Origin of the sequence: Paenibacillus athensensis (genome assembly GCF_004514475.2) — a bacterium.
GTDB classification, from domain to species: Bacteria; Bacillota; Bacilli; order Paenibacillales; family NBRC-103111; genus Paenibacillus_AL; species Paenibacillus_AL athensensis.
On sequence record NZ_MYFO02000001.1, the window covers coordinates 1 to 16,224 of the forward strand.

19 protein-coding genes and 1 pseudogene are annotated in these 16,224 nt (G+C 50.7%); 18 read left to right on the forward strand and 2 right to left on the reverse strand.

What is annotated here, in order from left to right:
• The 18 genes and pseudogenes from B5M42_RS00005 to B5M42_RS00090 all read left to right on the forward strand — a co-directional run.
• Nucleotides 1-283 (forward strand): annotated as a pseudogene (locus B5M42_RS00005) (PKD domain-containing protein); the annotation flags it as partial.
• Between the two features lie 53 nt (nt 284-336).
• Nucleotides 337-852, forward strand: a complete 516-nt coding sequence (locus B5M42_RS00010) for an A24 family peptidase (RefSeq protein ID WP_134756960.1) — start codon at nt 337-339, stop codon at nt 850-852.
• A gap of 20 nt (nt 853-872) precedes the next feature.
• On the forward strand, nt 873-2,453 hold the full coding sequence (locus tag B5M42_RS00015) for a DUF6382 domain-containing protein (protein WP_134756958.1): 1,581 nt from the start codon (nt 873-875) through the stop codon (nt 2,451-2,453).
• Nucleotides 2,453-3,385 carry a PP2C family protein-serine/threonine phosphatase gene (locus tag B5M42_RS00020; RefSeq protein WP_134756956.1) on the forward strand — a complete coding sequence of 311 codons (933 nt, stop codon included), beginning with the start codon at nt 2,453-2,455 and terminating at the stop codon, nt 3,383-3,385. Before B5M42_RS00015 ends, B5M42_RS00020 begins: the two co-directional genes overlap by 1 nt.
• A 104-nt stretch (nt 3,386-3,489) precedes the next feature.
• Nucleotides 3,490-4,449, forward strand: a complete 960-nt coding sequence (locus B5M42_RS00025; protein ID WP_134756954.1) for a CpaB family protein — start codon at nt 3,490-3,492, stop codon at nt 4,447-4,449.
• A gap of 12 nt (nt 4,450-4,461) precedes the next feature.
• Nucleotides 4,462-5,679: an AAA family ATPase gene (locus B5M42_RS00030; protein ID WP_134756952.1), complete on the forward strand. Its 1,218-nt coding sequence runs from the start codon at nt 4,462-4,464 to the stop codon at nt 5,677-5,679.
• A gap of 12 nt (nt 5,680-5,691) precedes the next feature.
• Nucleotides 5,692-7,101 carry an ATPase, T2SS/T4P/T4SS family gene (locus B5M42_RS00035; protein ID WP_134756950.1) on the forward strand — a complete coding sequence of 470 codons (1,410 nt, stop codon included), beginning with the start codon at nt 5,692-5,694 and terminating at the stop codon, nt 7,099-7,101.
• On the forward strand, nt 7,102-8,067 hold the full coding sequence (locus B5M42_RS00040) for a type II secretion system F family protein (RefSeq protein ID WP_134756948.1): 966 nt from the start codon (nt 7,102-7,104) through the stop codon (nt 8,065-8,067).
• 3 nt (nt 8,068-8,070) lie between these two features.
• Complete coding sequence (locus B5M42_RS00045) at nt 8,071-8,961, forward strand: hypothetical protein (protein ID WP_134756946.1); 891 nt, start codon at nt 8,071-8,073, stop codon at nt 8,959-8,961.
• Nucleotides 8,958-9,095 carry a hypothetical protein gene (locus B5M42_RS00050; RefSeq protein WP_167690277.1) on the forward strand — a complete coding sequence of 46 codons (138 nt, stop codon included), beginning with the start codon at nt 8,958-8,960 and terminating at the stop codon, nt 9,093-9,095. The genes B5M42_RS00045 and B5M42_RS00050 overlap by 4 nt, the downstream gene beginning before the upstream one ends.
• A 51-nt stretch (nt 9,096-9,146) precedes the next feature.
• On the forward strand, nt 9,147-9,323 hold the full coding sequence (locus tag B5M42_RS00055; protein WP_167690275.1) for a hypothetical protein: 177 nt from the start codon (nt 9,147-9,149) through the stop codon (nt 9,321-9,323).
• A gap of 12 nt (nt 9,324-9,335) precedes the next feature.
• A complete protein-coding gene (locus B5M42_RS00060) occupies nt 9,336-9,491 on the forward strand; it encodes a hypothetical protein (protein ID WP_167690273.1) in 156 nt (51 codons plus the stop codon).
• On the forward strand, nt 9,470-9,979 hold the full coding sequence (locus B5M42_RS00065) for a hypothetical protein (protein WP_134756944.1): 510 nt from the start codon (nt 9,470-9,472) through the stop codon (nt 9,977-9,979). Before B5M42_RS00060 ends, B5M42_RS00065 begins: the two co-directional genes overlap by 22 nt.
• On the forward strand, nt 9,972-10,535 hold the full coding sequence (locus B5M42_RS00070) for a hypothetical protein (protein ID WP_134756942.1): 564 nt from the start codon (nt 9,972-9,974) through the stop codon (nt 10,533-10,535). Before B5M42_RS00065 ends, B5M42_RS00070 begins: the two co-directional genes overlap by 8 nt.
• Nucleotides 10,536-10,860: 325 nt before the next feature.
• Nucleotides 10,861-11,226, forward strand: a complete 366-nt coding sequence (locus tag B5M42_RS00075; protein ID WP_230632622.1) for a NucA/NucB deoxyribonuclease domain-containing protein — start codon at nt 10,861-10,863, stop codon at nt 11,224-11,226.
• Between the two features lie 152 nt (nt 11,227-11,378).
• Nucleotides 11,379-11,951, forward strand: coding sequence for a hypothetical protein (locus B5M42_RS00080; RefSeq protein WP_134756940.1), 573 nt, complete (start codon nt 11,379-11,381; stop codon nt 11,949-11,951).
• 16 nt (nt 11,952-11,967) lie between these two features.
• The gene (locus tag B5M42_RS00085) at nt 11,968-12,363 is read left to right on the forward strand and encodes a hypothetical protein (protein WP_134756938.1); all 396 of its coding nucleotides are present in this window, start codon (nt 11,968-11,970) and stop codon (nt 12,361-12,363) included.
• 209 nt (nt 12,364-12,572) lie between these two features.
• Nucleotides 12,573-13,853, forward strand: coding sequence for an MFS transporter (locus B5M42_RS00090; RefSeq protein WP_134756937.1), 1,281 nt, complete (start codon nt 12,573-12,575; stop codon nt 13,851-13,853).
• Nucleotides 13,854-13,959: 106 nt separating this feature from the next.
• On the opposite strand, the gene B5M42_RS00095 is transcribed toward B5M42_RS00090, so the two are convergent.
• Entirely contained in the window at nt 13,960-15,132 is a 1,173-nt protein-coding gene (locus B5M42_RS00095) for a radical SAM protein (RefSeq protein ID WP_134756935.1), read from the reverse strand.
• Nucleotides 15,104-16,216, reverse strand: coding sequence for a UDP-glucuronosyltransferase (locus tag B5M42_RS00100; protein ID WP_134756933.1), 1,113 nt, complete (start codon nt 16,214-16,216; stop codon nt 15,104-15,106). Before B5M42_RS00100 ends, B5M42_RS00095 begins: the two co-directional genes overlap by 29 nt.
• Between the last annotated feature and the right edge of the window lie 8 nt (nt 16,217-16,224).

Genomic DNA, 16,224 nt, shown 5'->3' on the forward strand with positions numbered 1-16,224 from the left:
GCTGATGGTATCAGCGAATGTGACGAACACGGGAACGGCGACGGTAGCAACATCAGTCAGTGCTAAATTAATGGGGCCGGACACAAGCGCAGGCTTAAACAGCGCCAATCGGGTGAACTGGAGCGGCGAGCTATGGGACGGGGGATTTGACCGGTTGGCGGACGGGCTGTACACGGTTCGGTTTACGACGGTTTGGAGCAACGGATACGTCCAAACGTATGATGTGCCGATCACGATTAAAAACAAGATATACAGCTTTTTGGTGACGCAGCTAAGAGATTGAATCCGTACTGCGCAGTCGTTTAACTATACATCTGAGAAGAGAGGCGTAGCTTCATGCCGTTACATCTTTATTTGTTGGCCGCGTTTATTCTAGTTGCATTTTATTTTGATGTTATGTACAGTAAGCTTCCGAATTGGCTGAATGCCACAGGTTTTGTTGCAGGACTTGCCCATCACGGGATCAGGAACGGATGGCAAGGTCTACTCCATGCTATACTGGCGGCGTTGGTCGGTTTTGCAATTTTGTTGCTCTTATATGTCATGAAGGCTATGGAGGCTGGAGATGTCAAGCTGTTCGCTGCAATTGGTGCATTGACGGGATTGGAATTTGTGTTGTATTGTCTCATGTACGCAATTGTTTATGCAGGGATAATCGGTGTACTGCTGATCCTGTTTCGTAAAGAATTTTTCCTGAGAATGCGGCGAATTTTACGTTATCTATTCGGCGTACTGCTTTTGCGCAATATGACGGCGGTCAAGCAGATTACAAAGGAAGATAATCTCCGATTTCCGTTTATGTATGCAGTATTGCCTGCGGTAGCAACAACTTGTTATTATTTTATTCATTAAAAGGAAAGCAGGCGGTAACGATGAAGCAGCAAGTGTGTGGTCTTTCTTGCGAGTTTGTACAGGATAACGGTCATTTTCTGCTGGTAGGCGCTGACGGGCACTTGAAAAGTACGGAGCTGGCCGAATTGCAGATTCAGATGCTGCAAGCCAATTCCATTCCCCGGCTTCTTCCTCTACATGTAGAGGAGCTGAATTTAAGTGCCCATCTCCGATACGATCTTACGGCCAGGCGAATGTCCTCTAAAGTTATTTCGGCGTCACGGTTCAGCTTGATCGATTACTACGGTATTTTGTTGGCTATCGCAATAGCGATTGAAGAAGGCGGAGCTTACATGCTGTACGAAAATCATTTTGTGATTGATGAGGATTTCATTTTCATTGGTGAGCAGCTGACAGACATTTATTTGATGTATCTGCCCGTTAAGCAGCTCCAGCAAGCGATTCCGCTGGCAGAAGCTTTTCGAAATTTGGCTTTAAACTGGATTGGTCATGTTAAGGAAGTCTATGGAGACGGCTTGCAGGCTGTACTGAACTATTGCAGAGCAGATACATTCTCGGCTAGTGGGCTGAAGAAACTGCTGTTGCAGGTGCTTAATGCTGAAATTGCCCGCCCGATGCAAGCCGGCGCTACGCTGCCTGAACGGAGCCCTGCTCCTGCTGCAGAGGCAGAGTCATCATTTGCTCAAGCAGCTTCGATTCGTCCGGCGAAGACAACGGGACAGGAGCCGCAACCTTCGTATGTGAAGAGCCAAGTTGGAGCGCCAGTTGTCAAGCCCGGAGCTGCGACACAAGGAGCCAAGCCGCAAACACCTGAAAGCAGCGGATCTATGCCGGTGACGCAAAGGGAAAAAATCGTTTTGGCTTTACTTGTACTGCTGGGAAATGCCTTGATTTGGCGGGTTTATACCGATCATCCGGGAGAAGGCAGTCTGTTGATCGGTCTTGGCGCGACCTTATTGACATTTGATATGGCTTATGTGTATATATGCTTTCGTGATGAGCTAAAGGCCAAATTCGGACGCGGTGCAGAGAAAGATGAGGTTGCGGTCGCCAAAGAGCTTTCCCTTAAAGCATCTTCTCCGGCGAGATCGCCAAAAGCGGCGAAGCGAAACCGTGGAGCAACGGATGTGGAACCCAAACCGATCGGATTTGATAAATCGCAGCTCGCCGTGCAGCCGCAAGGGCCGCTTGATGCCGACTATTATAACCAGTTATCAATGCAAACGACGCTGTTGAACCAACCTGAACATGAGAAGACCGTTCTTTTGAACACCATGTCCGCTGGAACAGCCAAACCGGTGCCGCAACTGGAGGTTCGCAGGGATGGACGGACAGCTTTTCACGCACTTTCCGTACAGCCTTTCGTTATTGGGCGAGGGGGGGCAGCTGTACATCTTGAAGATAATACCGTAGGTGTGTCAAGGATGCATATGGAGCTACAACAAGATAATGGAATTTGGTACGCTAAAGATTTAGGGTCCAAGAATGGCAGTTTACTTAATGAGCAGCCGATGGTCGCTTACAGAGCCTACCCGCTCAAGGATGGCGACGTCGTGAAAATTGTCAAAACGGAATTTGTATTCCGTATGGTTCCTGTCTGATGCGTAATGACTGGGAATACGGTTTGTCTACCGATCCGGGGATATACAAACCCATTAATGAAGATCGCTGCTTTCTCAGACTGGGCGAAAAACGGCGTCCAGGTCGCCGTGCAATATTGGCTGCGGTCGCGGATGGAATGGGCGGTCACGGAGCTGGAGACCGGGCAAGTCAATTAGCGATTGACCGGCTCAAAAACTGGTGGGATAGAAGTATGCCTTTGATTGTAAGGCTGGACGAACGCATGGGTTTACTGGAGCGGGAAATGGCGGAAGTTTTTCGACAAATCAATGAGGAGCTGTGGAATCCGCCGGAGGGGGCGGCGTCAGGTAGCGGTACGACGCTCTCCGTTCTTATCGTTATCGATACGGAATATTATGTGTTTCATACGGGCGATACACGCGTTTATCTGCTTTGGAAGGATCAGGAGGGCAGGGGAGCCCAGCCGATTCCCTCGTCCTCTTGTCTGCAAAGCACGGGCAACATTCATCTAAAGGATTCATGGACTTACAACTCATTATTGCAGCTATCCATAGACCAGACATGGGTGGCTGAAGAAGTGAATCGAGGGAGGCTGGGGAGAGAAGCGTTGTATACGCATCCGAAACGCAACGTCTTGACGCATTGTCTCGGCATTAATGATCATGTGGAAACGATTAGGACAAGTGGAACTTGGCAAATGGATGAGCTGTTTGTAGTATGCAGCGACGGCTTCTTTTCTTTGTTTCCGGAAGATCGGTTGTTGTATGAAATCAACGCAGCTTTGGAGCGACACAAGAGCTTGCAGGAAGTCAGCGATGCTTTGGTTCATAAAGCCTGTCTTTTGGGGGCTCCCGATAATGTAAGCTTGCTGCTCCTGCGACCTGCGTCATCAGGCACGTTCAGAGGTGCATGGACAAAAAGACTGTGGAACGCGGCAAAAAGCAAGAAATAAAAAATATTTCAACATTCTATTTTATTCGTCATAATTCGACAATATGAGGCTGTGTTCCTAGTATATAATACATATATGCAAAGAGGTGAGGAGAGCATATAGTCATGCGGTTGCGCAAAATGCTGGTTTATCTGATCGGGATTTTATTCATCGTAATTTCTGTTTATTTGTACGTAAAGGTCATCAATAGCTATAAGGAGTCCGTTACTACGACGTTAACGCTGCAGGCTACCCGGCTTATTCAAGCCGGTGAAATCATCCAGACGGGTATGTTTCAGCCTGTAACTGTTCCCATTGCGCAGCATCGTGATGATGCAGCTATCAGCGAGCAGGAACTATTGGGCAAGATGGCCCTGGTTCCGATCGGAATGGGTGAGGAATTTGCCAAATGGAAGATCGGCGTCGATATTGCCGCGCCCGCGCCTGGACAATTTCTTTCCAGCTTCAAGACAGATTCATTGACGAATGTAAACAATATGGTGCGTAGAGGGGATCGCGTCGATGTTTGGATTGATTTCGAGAATCCGCGGCAGTTCGTCGATGCAAGCGGTTCGCGAATGCAGATTGGCAGTGTCAAAATCATATCCGGTTTGAAAGTTGTCAACGTAAAAACAGCCGAAGGTGCGGAGGTAGAAGAAAACGGGGGCGGGGCTGAAGTGCTCGATGCGATCAGAAGCGGAGCGCTACAGGTGAATCAGGATAATATTGGTCGAGTAAGGTCCAAGCCCAGCGGCATAGCTTTTGCCAATACGTATATTATGGACGACGAAATCAGCAATGCCTATGTGCTCGGTTCTCTTGGCGGCAGAATAAGGCTTACGCTGCCTAATCTGTATAGCAGACTAGAAGGATCGGGACAAACGGTCTTGACGGATACCTTTCAGCAGTTAAAGCACACCGGAATTTTTAATAAAGAAACAAAGGGCGAAGAGGTACAGGTTGGAACGATTGTCCCTTCAGAGGTCAAAGGTATTGAGGGATCAGCGGAAAGCTTGCCTTCCTCCGACACAAACAGCAAGGTTTCTGATGAACCCAAGCAGCCGACGATTATTGAAGTCAAATAGGGGGGCTCTCGGATGAAAATACTAGTGGGTCTGCCGGATACAATGTCTGCGGAGCTTGCTTCCGGGAACATGAAAGCTGTTCAGGCGATTAGTGTTCACAGCTTTGAACAGTATCAATATAAACTTGATGATCAATACGAGAAAATAGTGCTTCATTGCGACTTATTCGCCACAGTGTATCCGTGGGAATGGATGCAGGAACTAAAGCGGCGCCATCCGCATGTGCCAGTTGCTGTTATTTTGTCGGAGGGTGTTTATGATTCGATAATGAGCGATATCGTTTGCCGTTTGGCTGTCGATTTCGAAATGACTGTTATTCCGCAAAGCTTGACGGCGGATGAATTGGCAGAAGTCATTAAATATTTCGTTACAGGTGAACAAAGGCAATTTCCGGTCCGTGGCACCTTGATTGCAGTGATGTCCGCAGCTCCGCAGGACGGAGCGACGACAATTGCCGTTAATACGGCGATCGAATTGGCTCGCATGACATCTCTGCAAGTCGGTGTGCTGGATTTAAATCTATGGAGTCCGGTGTTAAAAGACGTGTTGAATATGCCCGCTCAAGGAAGAGATTTGCTGACACTGAGGCCCAGATTGGCCTCGCGTACGCTGACCTCCGAGGACCTTCTTCAGCACTGCGTCTCCAGCCGCAGCTATGCCAATCTAAAATGGCTTTTTGGTACGAGCCGTCGCGACACGGCGCCGGATTTATCGATGGAGCAGGTGCGTATATTGCTGGACACCGCCAAAAGCACTTTTGACGTCACGCTTGTAGATGTTCATACTTTGCCTAACAATGCAGCTACCGTATACAGCGTCAAACATGCTGACGAGCGTTGGCTGGTGACTCAGCCTGTGTATACAAGTTTTAAAACCAGCTGGCCGGATTGGTTTGAATGCTATTGGAGACATTGCGGGTTGACTGCCAAAGATTTTTCAATGATCATCAATCGATATGACCCTTCTGGAAAAATTAAGAAAAGCGCAATCGAAGCTTCGACGGGCTTGAACAGCATCGCTGAGATTGCCAATGTAGGCGGAGGCATGGGGATCAAAGCGGTTAACGATGGACAACCGTTACTTTTGCAAACCAATAATGAACAATTCGTTCGCGATATTCGCCGGTTGACGGAGAAGATTGCTGCGGGTTTGGGCATTCACACGCTTGGGGCGGATGCGGCAAATCGAACTCCCTTACTGAAAAAATGGCTGAATCGGCTGCTCAATTAAGGAGGCTAATCGATGACAACCATGCTAAGAATGCGTCCCCGTACCCCTTTTAATATGAAAGAATCGCTGCTAAATAGCAAAATTATGGATCAGCAGTTGTCCGAGCCGAGTGAACGACAAGCTAAAAATGGTTCATTTGCCATAGTACCTTTACGTAAAGCTGTAGATGTGATTTATGGACATATCACTGAACTGACAAAATCGGATGAAACGCTGCGTGAAGACGTGTTGAATGCCGGTTTGGGTAACCCGGTCTCTCAGGAGAAAATCAAAGCGACCATTAGTAATTTAATGACCGAATACCGGATTGAAGTAGATGAGCGAACAATTATCGACGGTATGACGGGTGTAGAGAGTATTTTCGCTCAAACGTGCGGCGCCAGTTTGATTGAAGATTTGTATCGCCAAAAGGAAGTAGAAGAAGTCCAGGTAAACGGCAGACGGATTTTTCTTGTAGTAAATGGGGAATCACAATTGCACCATCGCCAGTTCGAATCGCTGGAGGATGTGCGGCTGCTGCAGGAGCGATTATCGTTGTGTGGCAAAAAGCCCATCAGTGAAAAAAATCCGGTGCTCCAATCCTATATGTACAACCGTTCCCGGTTAGTTATGGCCCGCGAGCCGTATTCCGATCAACCGACAATTAATATACGGAATTTTATCGTCCGCGACGTTACGCTGGATAGTCTGGTTCATGACTCCGGTACATTGAATGTACGTATGGGGGAGTTGTTGCGCTTGCTCGTGCGTTATCATGCCTCGCAGATTGTGGGAGGCAGCACGAATACGGGAAAAACGACATTTCTCTTCGCTCTGTGCAACGAAATTCCGGTCAAAGAGCGGATCGTCACGCTGGAAAAAGAATTTGAAATTTCCCTGCGAGAAAGATTGAAAGGCGTCCGTAACATAGTCGCATTGCGAGAGGTGGAAGAAAGCCGGCTTCAAATGGAGGAGGCATTCAAGCCGATTCTCGTCATGAGTCCCAAATGGGTCATCATTGGCGAAGCGAAAGGCTCCGAAGTGTCGCAAATGATTCAAGGCAGCTTGCGTGGACATGACATTATGGGGACGATGCACGTCAAGTATCGCCAATCCTTTATTTCAGATGTCATCGATATGGTCAAACAGGATGGGCGTCATCATGATGATGACAATCTAAAAAGCCGGATTGCCCGTGCGTTTAACATTCTGATATTTTTGCGGATTGTCAATGTCAACGGAACGAATCGACGCGTAGTAACGGAAATTACAGAGTTGTATGCGAACGAGCAGGACCAGGTTTTTTTGAATCCACTTGTTTTGTGGAATTATAAAACGAACGATTGGGAATTTACGGGTAACAAGTTGAGCTCTGCGCTTATGGACCACATGATTCAACACGGGGCCAGGGAACAGTTTTTTGAAAGCTTGGGGGTGTACTGAATGAAAGAGCTGATCCAGGGGCTATCCTTCGGTTTTTTCGTGCTTGGCACCGTGATCCTGGCTTTGCAAATCATCCGCGTTTTGTACAACAGGTCGGAGGTTTTCCACAGGGAATATATTGTGGGTAAAAATCGGCTGGACAGGAAAACCGGCTTCAGCATGTATCAGTTCCGCTGGTTGGGCAAATTTAAAGAGATGGTTGAAATTGCCGGCGTGCGCTTCTCGCCAAATGTGATTCTAGGCGCTGTTCTTGTTTTGTTTTTTTTAGCTTTTTTCAGTGCAGACCTTATGATAAATATGCTCAGAATGCAGTATGCAGTAGGTGCTGCAAGAGTGATCGATCCGACCAATAAACTGCTTAATGTGTTGTTTGCTTTGTTAATTAGCTCATTACCGCTTTTTTATGTGTTTTTCAAGCTACAACGCAAGCGGCAAGAGATTGCTTTAAGCATGATTGCGACGGTACAAAATTTTATCGGAAATTACAACAATAATTTGACCTTGGGGGATCTGGTAACCAAATCGGCCAAAACGATGCCGCGGGAAATTCAAAGTGAATGGATGTTCCTGGAGATGGCGGTACGCACACGCGACATGAGGGAGGCTGTGCTGGATTTTGCCCGCCGGATCGATAATCATTGGGGAGAGGATTTTGCTGATATTTTGCTGGTTAAGGGCGAATACGGCAATGATGTTACAAATTCATTGCATAAGCTGGTCCGGGAGATGCAAGCGGCCAAGGCCAACGAGCAGAAGCGGCAAGCGATGATTTCGATTTATCGAATTGGCACATCCATGATGGTCGGGTTTGCATTGCTGATTATCGGGATTAATATTTCGCTTGACGGCAACAACTACAAATATTATTTTATCGACCCGCGTGGCAAGCTGCTGATTGAGATTTCGATTCTTGTGTTGTTTGCTTCGTTGGTACTTGTTGTATTCTCAGGAAGGAAAAGGATTTAGCAGATGCAAGTGATTGCTATTCTGTTATTTGTCGCCGGTCTCTGTATGGTTGTTTTCAGGTTTATTGCTGGTCTCAATTTTTCACGAACGTCCGGTTTATATTATCGGAGTTTCGTCCAGGACCGCCGTTGGCTGACCGATGTTCTGGCCAAGTGGAAGGCTTCCGAGGAGCAGTCCAAGGGAGGGCAAAAGCTGCGTCAGCGGCTGCATCTGGCCGGGTATCCGCTAGGTTTGACTGTGTTTGCTTATAATCTCGTCAAGATGGGGTTGTTTCTGCTGGTCACGAGCTTTTTCATTGTCGATTTTATTTATCGATTTCGCGTGTCGCACAACCTGCTCGATTTCCGTTTCTTCTCTTATGCTTTTGCTGTCACAAGTGTATTGCTTATGCCCGACCTGCTGCTCGCTTTGCGGGCCAGAAGTCGAAAAACGCAGCTATTGTTTGAAATTTCGAAGCTGTCGCACAGGCTGACGATGTGCATGTCCAACAAGTCCGATTTGCGTGAAACGATTTTGCGCGCCAGTCGTACGTTGGTTTTGCTAAAGCCTTATATCAATGAGCTGAGCACGAATTGGAACACAGGGCAGGAGGCTGCCATACTGGAATTCGGTCGTCAGGTCGGCATTACGGAAGTATATCCGCTCGTCAATACTTTGCTGGCTATCAGCACGGTCGAAGTGACGGAAATTGCCGATATGTTGGAGCAGCAAGTCGATAGCATTGATAAGTCACTGGATTTTGAAATTCAGAAGAAAATCGAGAACGCACCGCTAGGGATCATTTTTCTGATTATTATTCCCTTCTTCATTGTACTGGTATTAATGATTTACCCGTGGATGACATATTTGTCCGAGCAGTTAACCGGCTCTTTCGGAGGGGGAGGACTTCCATGACCAAATTGATAACGCTGCTTGTTGTATGCGTGCTGACGCTGGGGCTGGTGGCTTTCGTCTTTGGTACTAATTTGGGGCCGGCGATTGTGACAGCTGTAACCTCGGTTAAAACAACGATTACAAATGCATTTTGACAACATTGAGAACAAGCCGAATTTTATAACAAAAAAGGAGAGGTAATTCATATGACAAAAGCAATTACGATTTTTGTGGTGGCGGTATTGATTGTAGGGCTTGTATTTTATGCATTGCGGACCAATGTCGCGCCAAGCGTAGTAACGAAAAGTACACGCCTGAATAACTCGGTTAGCAATACGACTGTAGACAGTACAACCGGAGCAGTAACGGCAGTTGCTCCGTAAGGAGGGATTCCCGTGTCCAAGCTTATTACTATTGTTGTCGTGTGCGTCATTGTCTTGGGCTTGGCCGTATGGGCGTTTAACGGAAACAACGGAATCAAGCAGACGGTGGTTAACGGTCACGACACGATGAAGCAGGAGATCCGTTCGTGGGACTGGAGCTCGAATTAGAAGGAGGAAGCGGCCTGTGGCCGATGACCATGTTGCATGTAAGACGCATACTCGGCAATGAGCGCGGCGATTCCACACTCATTGCAACCATTTTTGTTGTGGCCATTTTAATGGTTCTTGCGTTCTCGCTAATTCCTTATTTTGTGTTTATTGTTCAGCGCGATAATTTGCGCACGATTGCAATACAGGCGCTGCGTGAATCGGAAAAAGCGGGGTATGTATCGTCGGCCGTAATGGACAGCACTTCGGCCAAGTTGGCGCAAATCGGATTGGGGGCCGTGACTAAAGGAGGAGTAGGCTATCCGTCTTACGCTGGCAGCACGACTGTTAAGGTGTTCCGCGACGATAGCGACCCGACGATCTGGATTGTTATCAAATATCCCGCTACGAATTTGAGTAAACTATTTACCGCTATCGGAGGGAGCAATGATCCGACGGACGGATTTTATTATATTCGTATTCCCGGTCGAAGCGAAGCTTATGAGTAAACAACGGCATGCTGTTTGGCTGCAAAATGAACGGGGCGGCGTTCAGGTGCTAATTCTCGGCTTGTTTGCCGTTGCAGCGATGATTCTTTTGTTTGTTGTTTCCGTAAATGTCAGCTTGCATATGGCAGCTCGCAGCGGGGTCAAGGATTATCTGGATATCGCAACGGCAGCTGCCGCTCTGGATATTAACGAAACGGAAGCTTCTTACGGAAGACTGGTCTGGGATGAAGCGAAGGGCAGCGCAAGCTTTAATAAATATTTGCAGTTGACGTTACGATTGGATGCTAACAATGAACCTCAACCGGGCAGCTTTTTGCATAAAGCGCCCATCATTCATTATCTGGGTTTTGTGACTCATGCAGGTTATCCTTATACGTATAGCAAATCGGTCAAAGTGCGCTCGGGTACGGACAAGGAAACGATCCGCAGCATTGAAGCGACGTTATATGGGCCTTCTGTTGTGGCCATTGTGGAAGTTGAGCAGAATATGTATGGTGAGCAGGAGGCCGAACCGATCGTCGTCCCCAGTGTTTCCAGCATTCGGCCAAGATATTAACTTTCAGGCTGGTTGCCGAGCCAAGCTCATGTTTAAAACATATTTCAACCCGTTATTGGGACAAGATGGACCGCTGCGGCGGTCCTTTTTGCATAGGGAAGAGCAGACAAGCGCAATGTCTGCCGAATGGAGCAAGAGTCTCCTGTCGGCTTCTCTGGACAACGGGAGACGATTGTCGTGTACAATGAGAGCAGAACAATACTGAGCTAACAAAGCCGCAGGTTCATTGCCAATTCATCACGAACAGGAGACGATCGATGTGAACAAAAAAACGCTCAATTCCCTGCTTGCGCTACTCATGGTGCTGCTGGGCTGTGCCGTTGTCATGTGGCTGCGCGGAGACTTGCCGGTCTATCGCGAGGCGGACGCTGCGGTCACGCTGGTGTTTCCCAAGGAGCGATATCCGCAGACGGCGGCGCATATCGCCGATGCCATTGCCCACGGCGAATCGCCGATTTGCACGCTGGACCGCGACCGTGCCGAAGAGCATCGCAAGGCGTCGCTCAAGGGCGTGCCGGTCAAAAGCGGCTACGACCGGGATGAATGGCCGATGGCGATGTGCGCCGAAGGCGGAGCGGGAGCCGACATCGCCTATATCAAGCCTGCCGATAACCGAGGAGCCGGGTCCTGGATAGCCAATCAACTGGAGAATTACCCGGATGGCACGCGCGTGAGGATTGTTGTCAAGTAATTATGGGTTTTGTCAAGTATCATTTAAATTTCGAAAATTTTCGTAGTAAAAAAAAGGAATTTTGTTAATATCTCGAAGCCTATAGCCAATTGCTGGAATAAATCCGGCTGCTGTTCAGATTCTTTGTCGAAGAAAGAAGCTTTGCGCCTTACATGACCAACAAGATGACGATCGCGATAGCCGCCACGTTTACGGCCGAGCCGCTTGCCGATCATCTGGCAGGGTGGTGCCAGCGGTTCGGTTTGGAGCCCGCCGTTGTTTTTGCTCCGTACGATCAGGTGGTTCAGCAGTTTGTCGACGCCTCTGGCACCTTTGCCTCTCATCCGGAGGGAATCCACATCCTGCTGCTCCGTCTGGAGGATGCGCTGTGCAACGGGGCCAACGAGCCTGATGAGGATCAGGCGCTTGCCGTGCTGCAATATTATGTTGAGCTGGTGCAAGCGATCAAGCAAGCGTCCCGCTCAAGCCCGCTGCTGATCGGCCTGCTGCCGCTCACCGAGCCGACGAATCTTTCTCAGCTTGCCGCCAAGCAGATCCGGCTGCTGCACGATAAGCTGGGCAAGGATTTGCAATCTGCCGCTCACGTACAGCTTGTCGATTTGACCGGGCTTGGCGAAGAGTACCGCATCCGCTCTCCTAATAATGAAATCGGGGATCAATTGGGCATATCCCCTACACCGACGAGTATTACGCCGCAATGGCGGCGGAGCTGGCCAGACGGATGAGCTGATCGGCGATTACTTGCATTCGCGCCCGACGTCGCGCCGCTACCTGTCGCATGTGCAGCCCTATGAGCTGGAATCGCTTGGCATGGAGCCGGTGTACAAACGGCTGGGCCAGGATATCGAGCTGCATATGGACAATGAAGCCATTTTTCAGTACCAGTCCTTCCACGCGCTTTATGAGCATAAAAAAACGCTGTCGCTCATCTACAGCTACATGCGCGGTCTCGGCTGCATCGGCGAGTCGCGCCGCTTCGAGGCGGTGGAGGACAAGGCGCTGTCGCTGCGCAACACGGTCATGAAATATGCGCTGACTCGCGATCCGCGGTTCGTGCGCCCGGCGCTGGATGCCTTGCGGGAGCTGCGCGCGATGGAGCAGGAGGAGCTGTCGCTACTGCTGCAGACGATCAGTTAATCGATGGCTGGAGCGGCCTGCGGACGAGCAGATTCAGCCTTCACGCGCCACAGGCGAGCGGTCGAAGTGCCGAAGGACAGACAGGAAAATAAAGGAGAAAGGGAACCTGAAAAAAGGTTCCTTTTTCTCTGATTATTTTGTAAGCTATGATATACAAATGCTGAAATCAGGCTCAGCCCAAAAAAAGAAACGGATAAGGTGGCGAAACGATGCAGAAAAAGCAAGCAACATCAAAGTTGTACTACGGCTGGGTAGTTATCGGCATTGTGTTTGTCGTGTTGTTGATTTCCGCAGGCATCAATTCGATGCTCAGCGTCCTGATGCTGAAATTCGAGCAGGAATTCGGCTGGGATCGGGCTGCGGTGTCCGGGGCGCTGTCGCTGCGTATTTTGCTTTACGGCTTGATGGGGCCGTTCGCTGCGGCGTTGATGCAGAAGCTTGGCGTCCGCCGGGTGATGGTGGTGTCGATGCTGCTGCTGGCAGCGAGCCTTATGCTGACCCCGCCGTTCATGAAGCAGCTATGGCAGTTTTTCCTGCTGTGGGGCGTTGTGATGGGCGTGGGAACGGGCATGATGGCCAATTCGCTCAGCGTGACAGTGGCCAATCGCTGGTTTATCAAGCATCGCGGACTTGTCGTCGGCTTGCTGACGGCGAGCGCAGCGACCGGGCAGCTGCTTTTTTTGCCGCTGCTCGCAAAGGTGGCCGAAACGCTTGGCTGGCGCTACGCCGTTTATTTGACAGCTGCAGCGCTGCTGCTTATGCTGCCGGTCGTCGCCATCTGGATGCGTAATCATCCCGCCGATAAAGGGCTGCCTGCGCTTGGTGCCAGCGAGATTGCACCTGCGCCTGCATTTACCGGGCATCTGCTTCTGGCTCCGCTGCGCAGCCTGGCCGCCGCTGCCCGAAAAAGCGTGTTTTGGCTGCTGGCCGGCACCTTTTTCTTCTGCGGTTTTTCCACCAACGGCTTGATTGGCACACATCTGATTCCGGCCTGCGGCGATGTCGGCATTCCGATTGTCGTCGCTTCCAGTCTGCTGGCGCTGATGGGCGTGTTTGACATGATCGGCACGACGCTATCGGGTTGGCTGTCCGACCGCTTCGACAGCCGCTGGCTGCTGCTGTGGTATTACGGCTTGCGCGGCTTGTCGCTGATCTTTTTGCCGCAGGCGCTGGGCTCGGGGTATCGGACGCTGCTCGTGTTTGCTGTCTTTTATGGTTTGGACTGGATCGCTACCGTTCCGCCAACGGTGCGGCTGACGTCCGATGCGTTTGGCAAAGAGCAGGCGGGGATGATTTTTGGCTGGATTGCGGTAGCGCACCAGATCGGAGCGTCGACGGCGGCCTATGGTGCAGGTTTGCTGCGCCAGCTGCTGGGCAGCTATTCAGTGCCGTTTATGACGGCAGGTTTTGTTTGTCTGCTGGCAGCGGTGATGGCGCTGCATATCCGGCGCGGGGAGCGGGCAGGAACGACGTCGGGAGCGGGGGCGTAATCGGCTATAGAATAGGATCCGAGAAACTGAAGGTAATAAACCAAAAAGCCGGTCCCCAGCACCCAGCTACCGGAGATCGGCTTTTTCATGTGTAATCAGACCGCCATTAGCGGCCGTTCAAATACAGCAGCACGCATTTGGAGCAAACCGGCATCAAGCCGCAGCTCAGCTTTTCGCGCACATCTTTAAAGCCCTCGTTATGCCAAACCTCTTGAATGCTGCTTCCGTTCAGATTGCCGACGGCAAATTCGGGAAATAGCTTGCATGTGCTGACTTCGCCGCTGGGCATCACGTCCATACGCGTGGAGATGGCCAGACATTGCGAGCGGTTTTGCGCCGGTTTTTCCTTGCCCAGTACAAAATCGCGCACCTCATGCGTTTCCAGCGCCGGCTGGTAACGCGGACGGATTTTCCACGCCCGGGCGTTAATCCGGTTCATTTCCTCAATTACAGGCTCAATCGAGCTTTCCGACAGATGGTATTTGAACGAATGCCAGCTCGCCTTGTGGGCGCTAATCCGGTCCGACAGCCAATCGAAGTTTTCATGCACATATTCGTCCATGCGGTTGGAAACCTCATCGGGTAAATACCACGGGAAGGTGAAATACACGGAATCGACGCCCAGCTCCTCGAAAAAAGCCAGAAAATCGTACAGCTTGGTCGCCATCGCGTCGCTGATCGTCAGATGCACCGATACCTTGCCCTTGTAATGGCCCTTGCGCTGCTGCTCCAGCAGCAGGTTGACCGCGTGCATGACCTTTTGGAATGTGCCGCGTCCGCGAATCGCGTCGTTTTCCTTTTCGAAGCCTTCCAGGCTGAGCAGCATCGCGAGATTCTCGGAAATTTTTAAAATCGAATCCATGCGTTCTTCGGTTTGAATCGCGTTCGTACAGCACGTCGTCCAGCGCGGGTCTTTCTCCAGCAGATCGCACAGCTGATCGAATTTGCTGTAGTACAGCGGCTCTCCGCCCCAGAGGAACACCTTCGATTTGACCGGGCGCGTTTCGGTGAGAATTTGGTCCACCAGCTCAATGGGCACCTCGCGATTTTTCTCGCTGCGCTCCATGTCGTGATGGAAGCCGTCGGCATTCCATTCAAAGCAGTGCTTGCAGCGCAAATTACAGCCGTTGTTGAGCTTGATGCCGATTTCCTCGGGAATGGCGGTGGCAAAATACGGATTTTTCCCGCGCTCGCGGCTGGCCACGGACATGTTCTTGACCGTTCGCTTGATCCGGTTGAACGATTCGCGGTCAAACTTGACTTCGGTTTTCGGTTGCATCAAAATTCCTCCCCAGATCGTGAAATGTCGTTCGGTTTCGTTGTAAATTCGTGTGCAGCGCCTCCAGCGGGTTCATCGAAAATCCGGTTTGCCGCCACGTCTCATAGCTGATGCCAAAGCCCAGCTTGATCCACAGGTCGGCGTTTTTTTGCTCATGCGGGCCAAACGGTTCTAAAAAAACGATCGGCGTCGCGGTCGCCAGCGAATCGACGAGCGTCGAGCCGCCCGGCTTGCTGATGATCGCTTTGTTGACGCGGGCAACATCAATCAGCAGGTGGTAGTGCGGCACATTGCGAAATTGCGGCGTTACGCCTGGCGCGACCTCGGCAAACGGCGGGAAGGTGTACGCCCCGCGTTCGTCCGGCACCCACGGCGACCAGGCCGGATCGCTCAGGAAAAAGCGCTCGCCCTCGCGGCCGTTCTCGGCTTCCTCGGGATAATAAGCGAGAATATCGAGCAGGACGCCGTGCTCGCGCAGCTCGGGAATTTTGCTCTGATACGTGCCCATGCCCCAGCCGCCGCCGTGAATGACGCAGCTGTTCCTGCGCTCGGCAAACGGAACGGGTGCTTCGTCGGTGACAACGATTTCGTTGATCAGCCGGCCGCTTTCATAATGAAACAACCAGACGTTGTTGCTTTGAGCGCATAACTCGGGGTAGTTCTGAAACGACGGCGAATAATCGGAATCGATATGGATAATGTCGACTCGCACGTCGGTCAAGCGGTAACGCTCCTTGTAGAGCTCCAGAATCGGCAGCCAGAAGCCGGAGAAGACGAGAAACACCCGGCGGCTCTCGGCGTGCCAGCGTTCGAGCAGTTCACCCAGCAGCCGGTCGTCCAGGCTGTCGCGAATATCGGTGGCCAGCGCCAGCTTTTGCCCTTTGAGGGCGAACTTGAAGCTGTTGTGGAACTCGCGTTTGGTTGTACCGATTTTGTTGCGTTTGTCTTCGACGATGTAAGTTTCCAGCACAGCCACCTCGCTGGCCAGACCGCGTTGCTGCAATTGATAATTCAGCTTGATGGCGGGAATGTACACGCCGAGCGCCACGCCCGAGCAGAGCAAAGTAACGGTGGTGCTTGTCACATAACCAT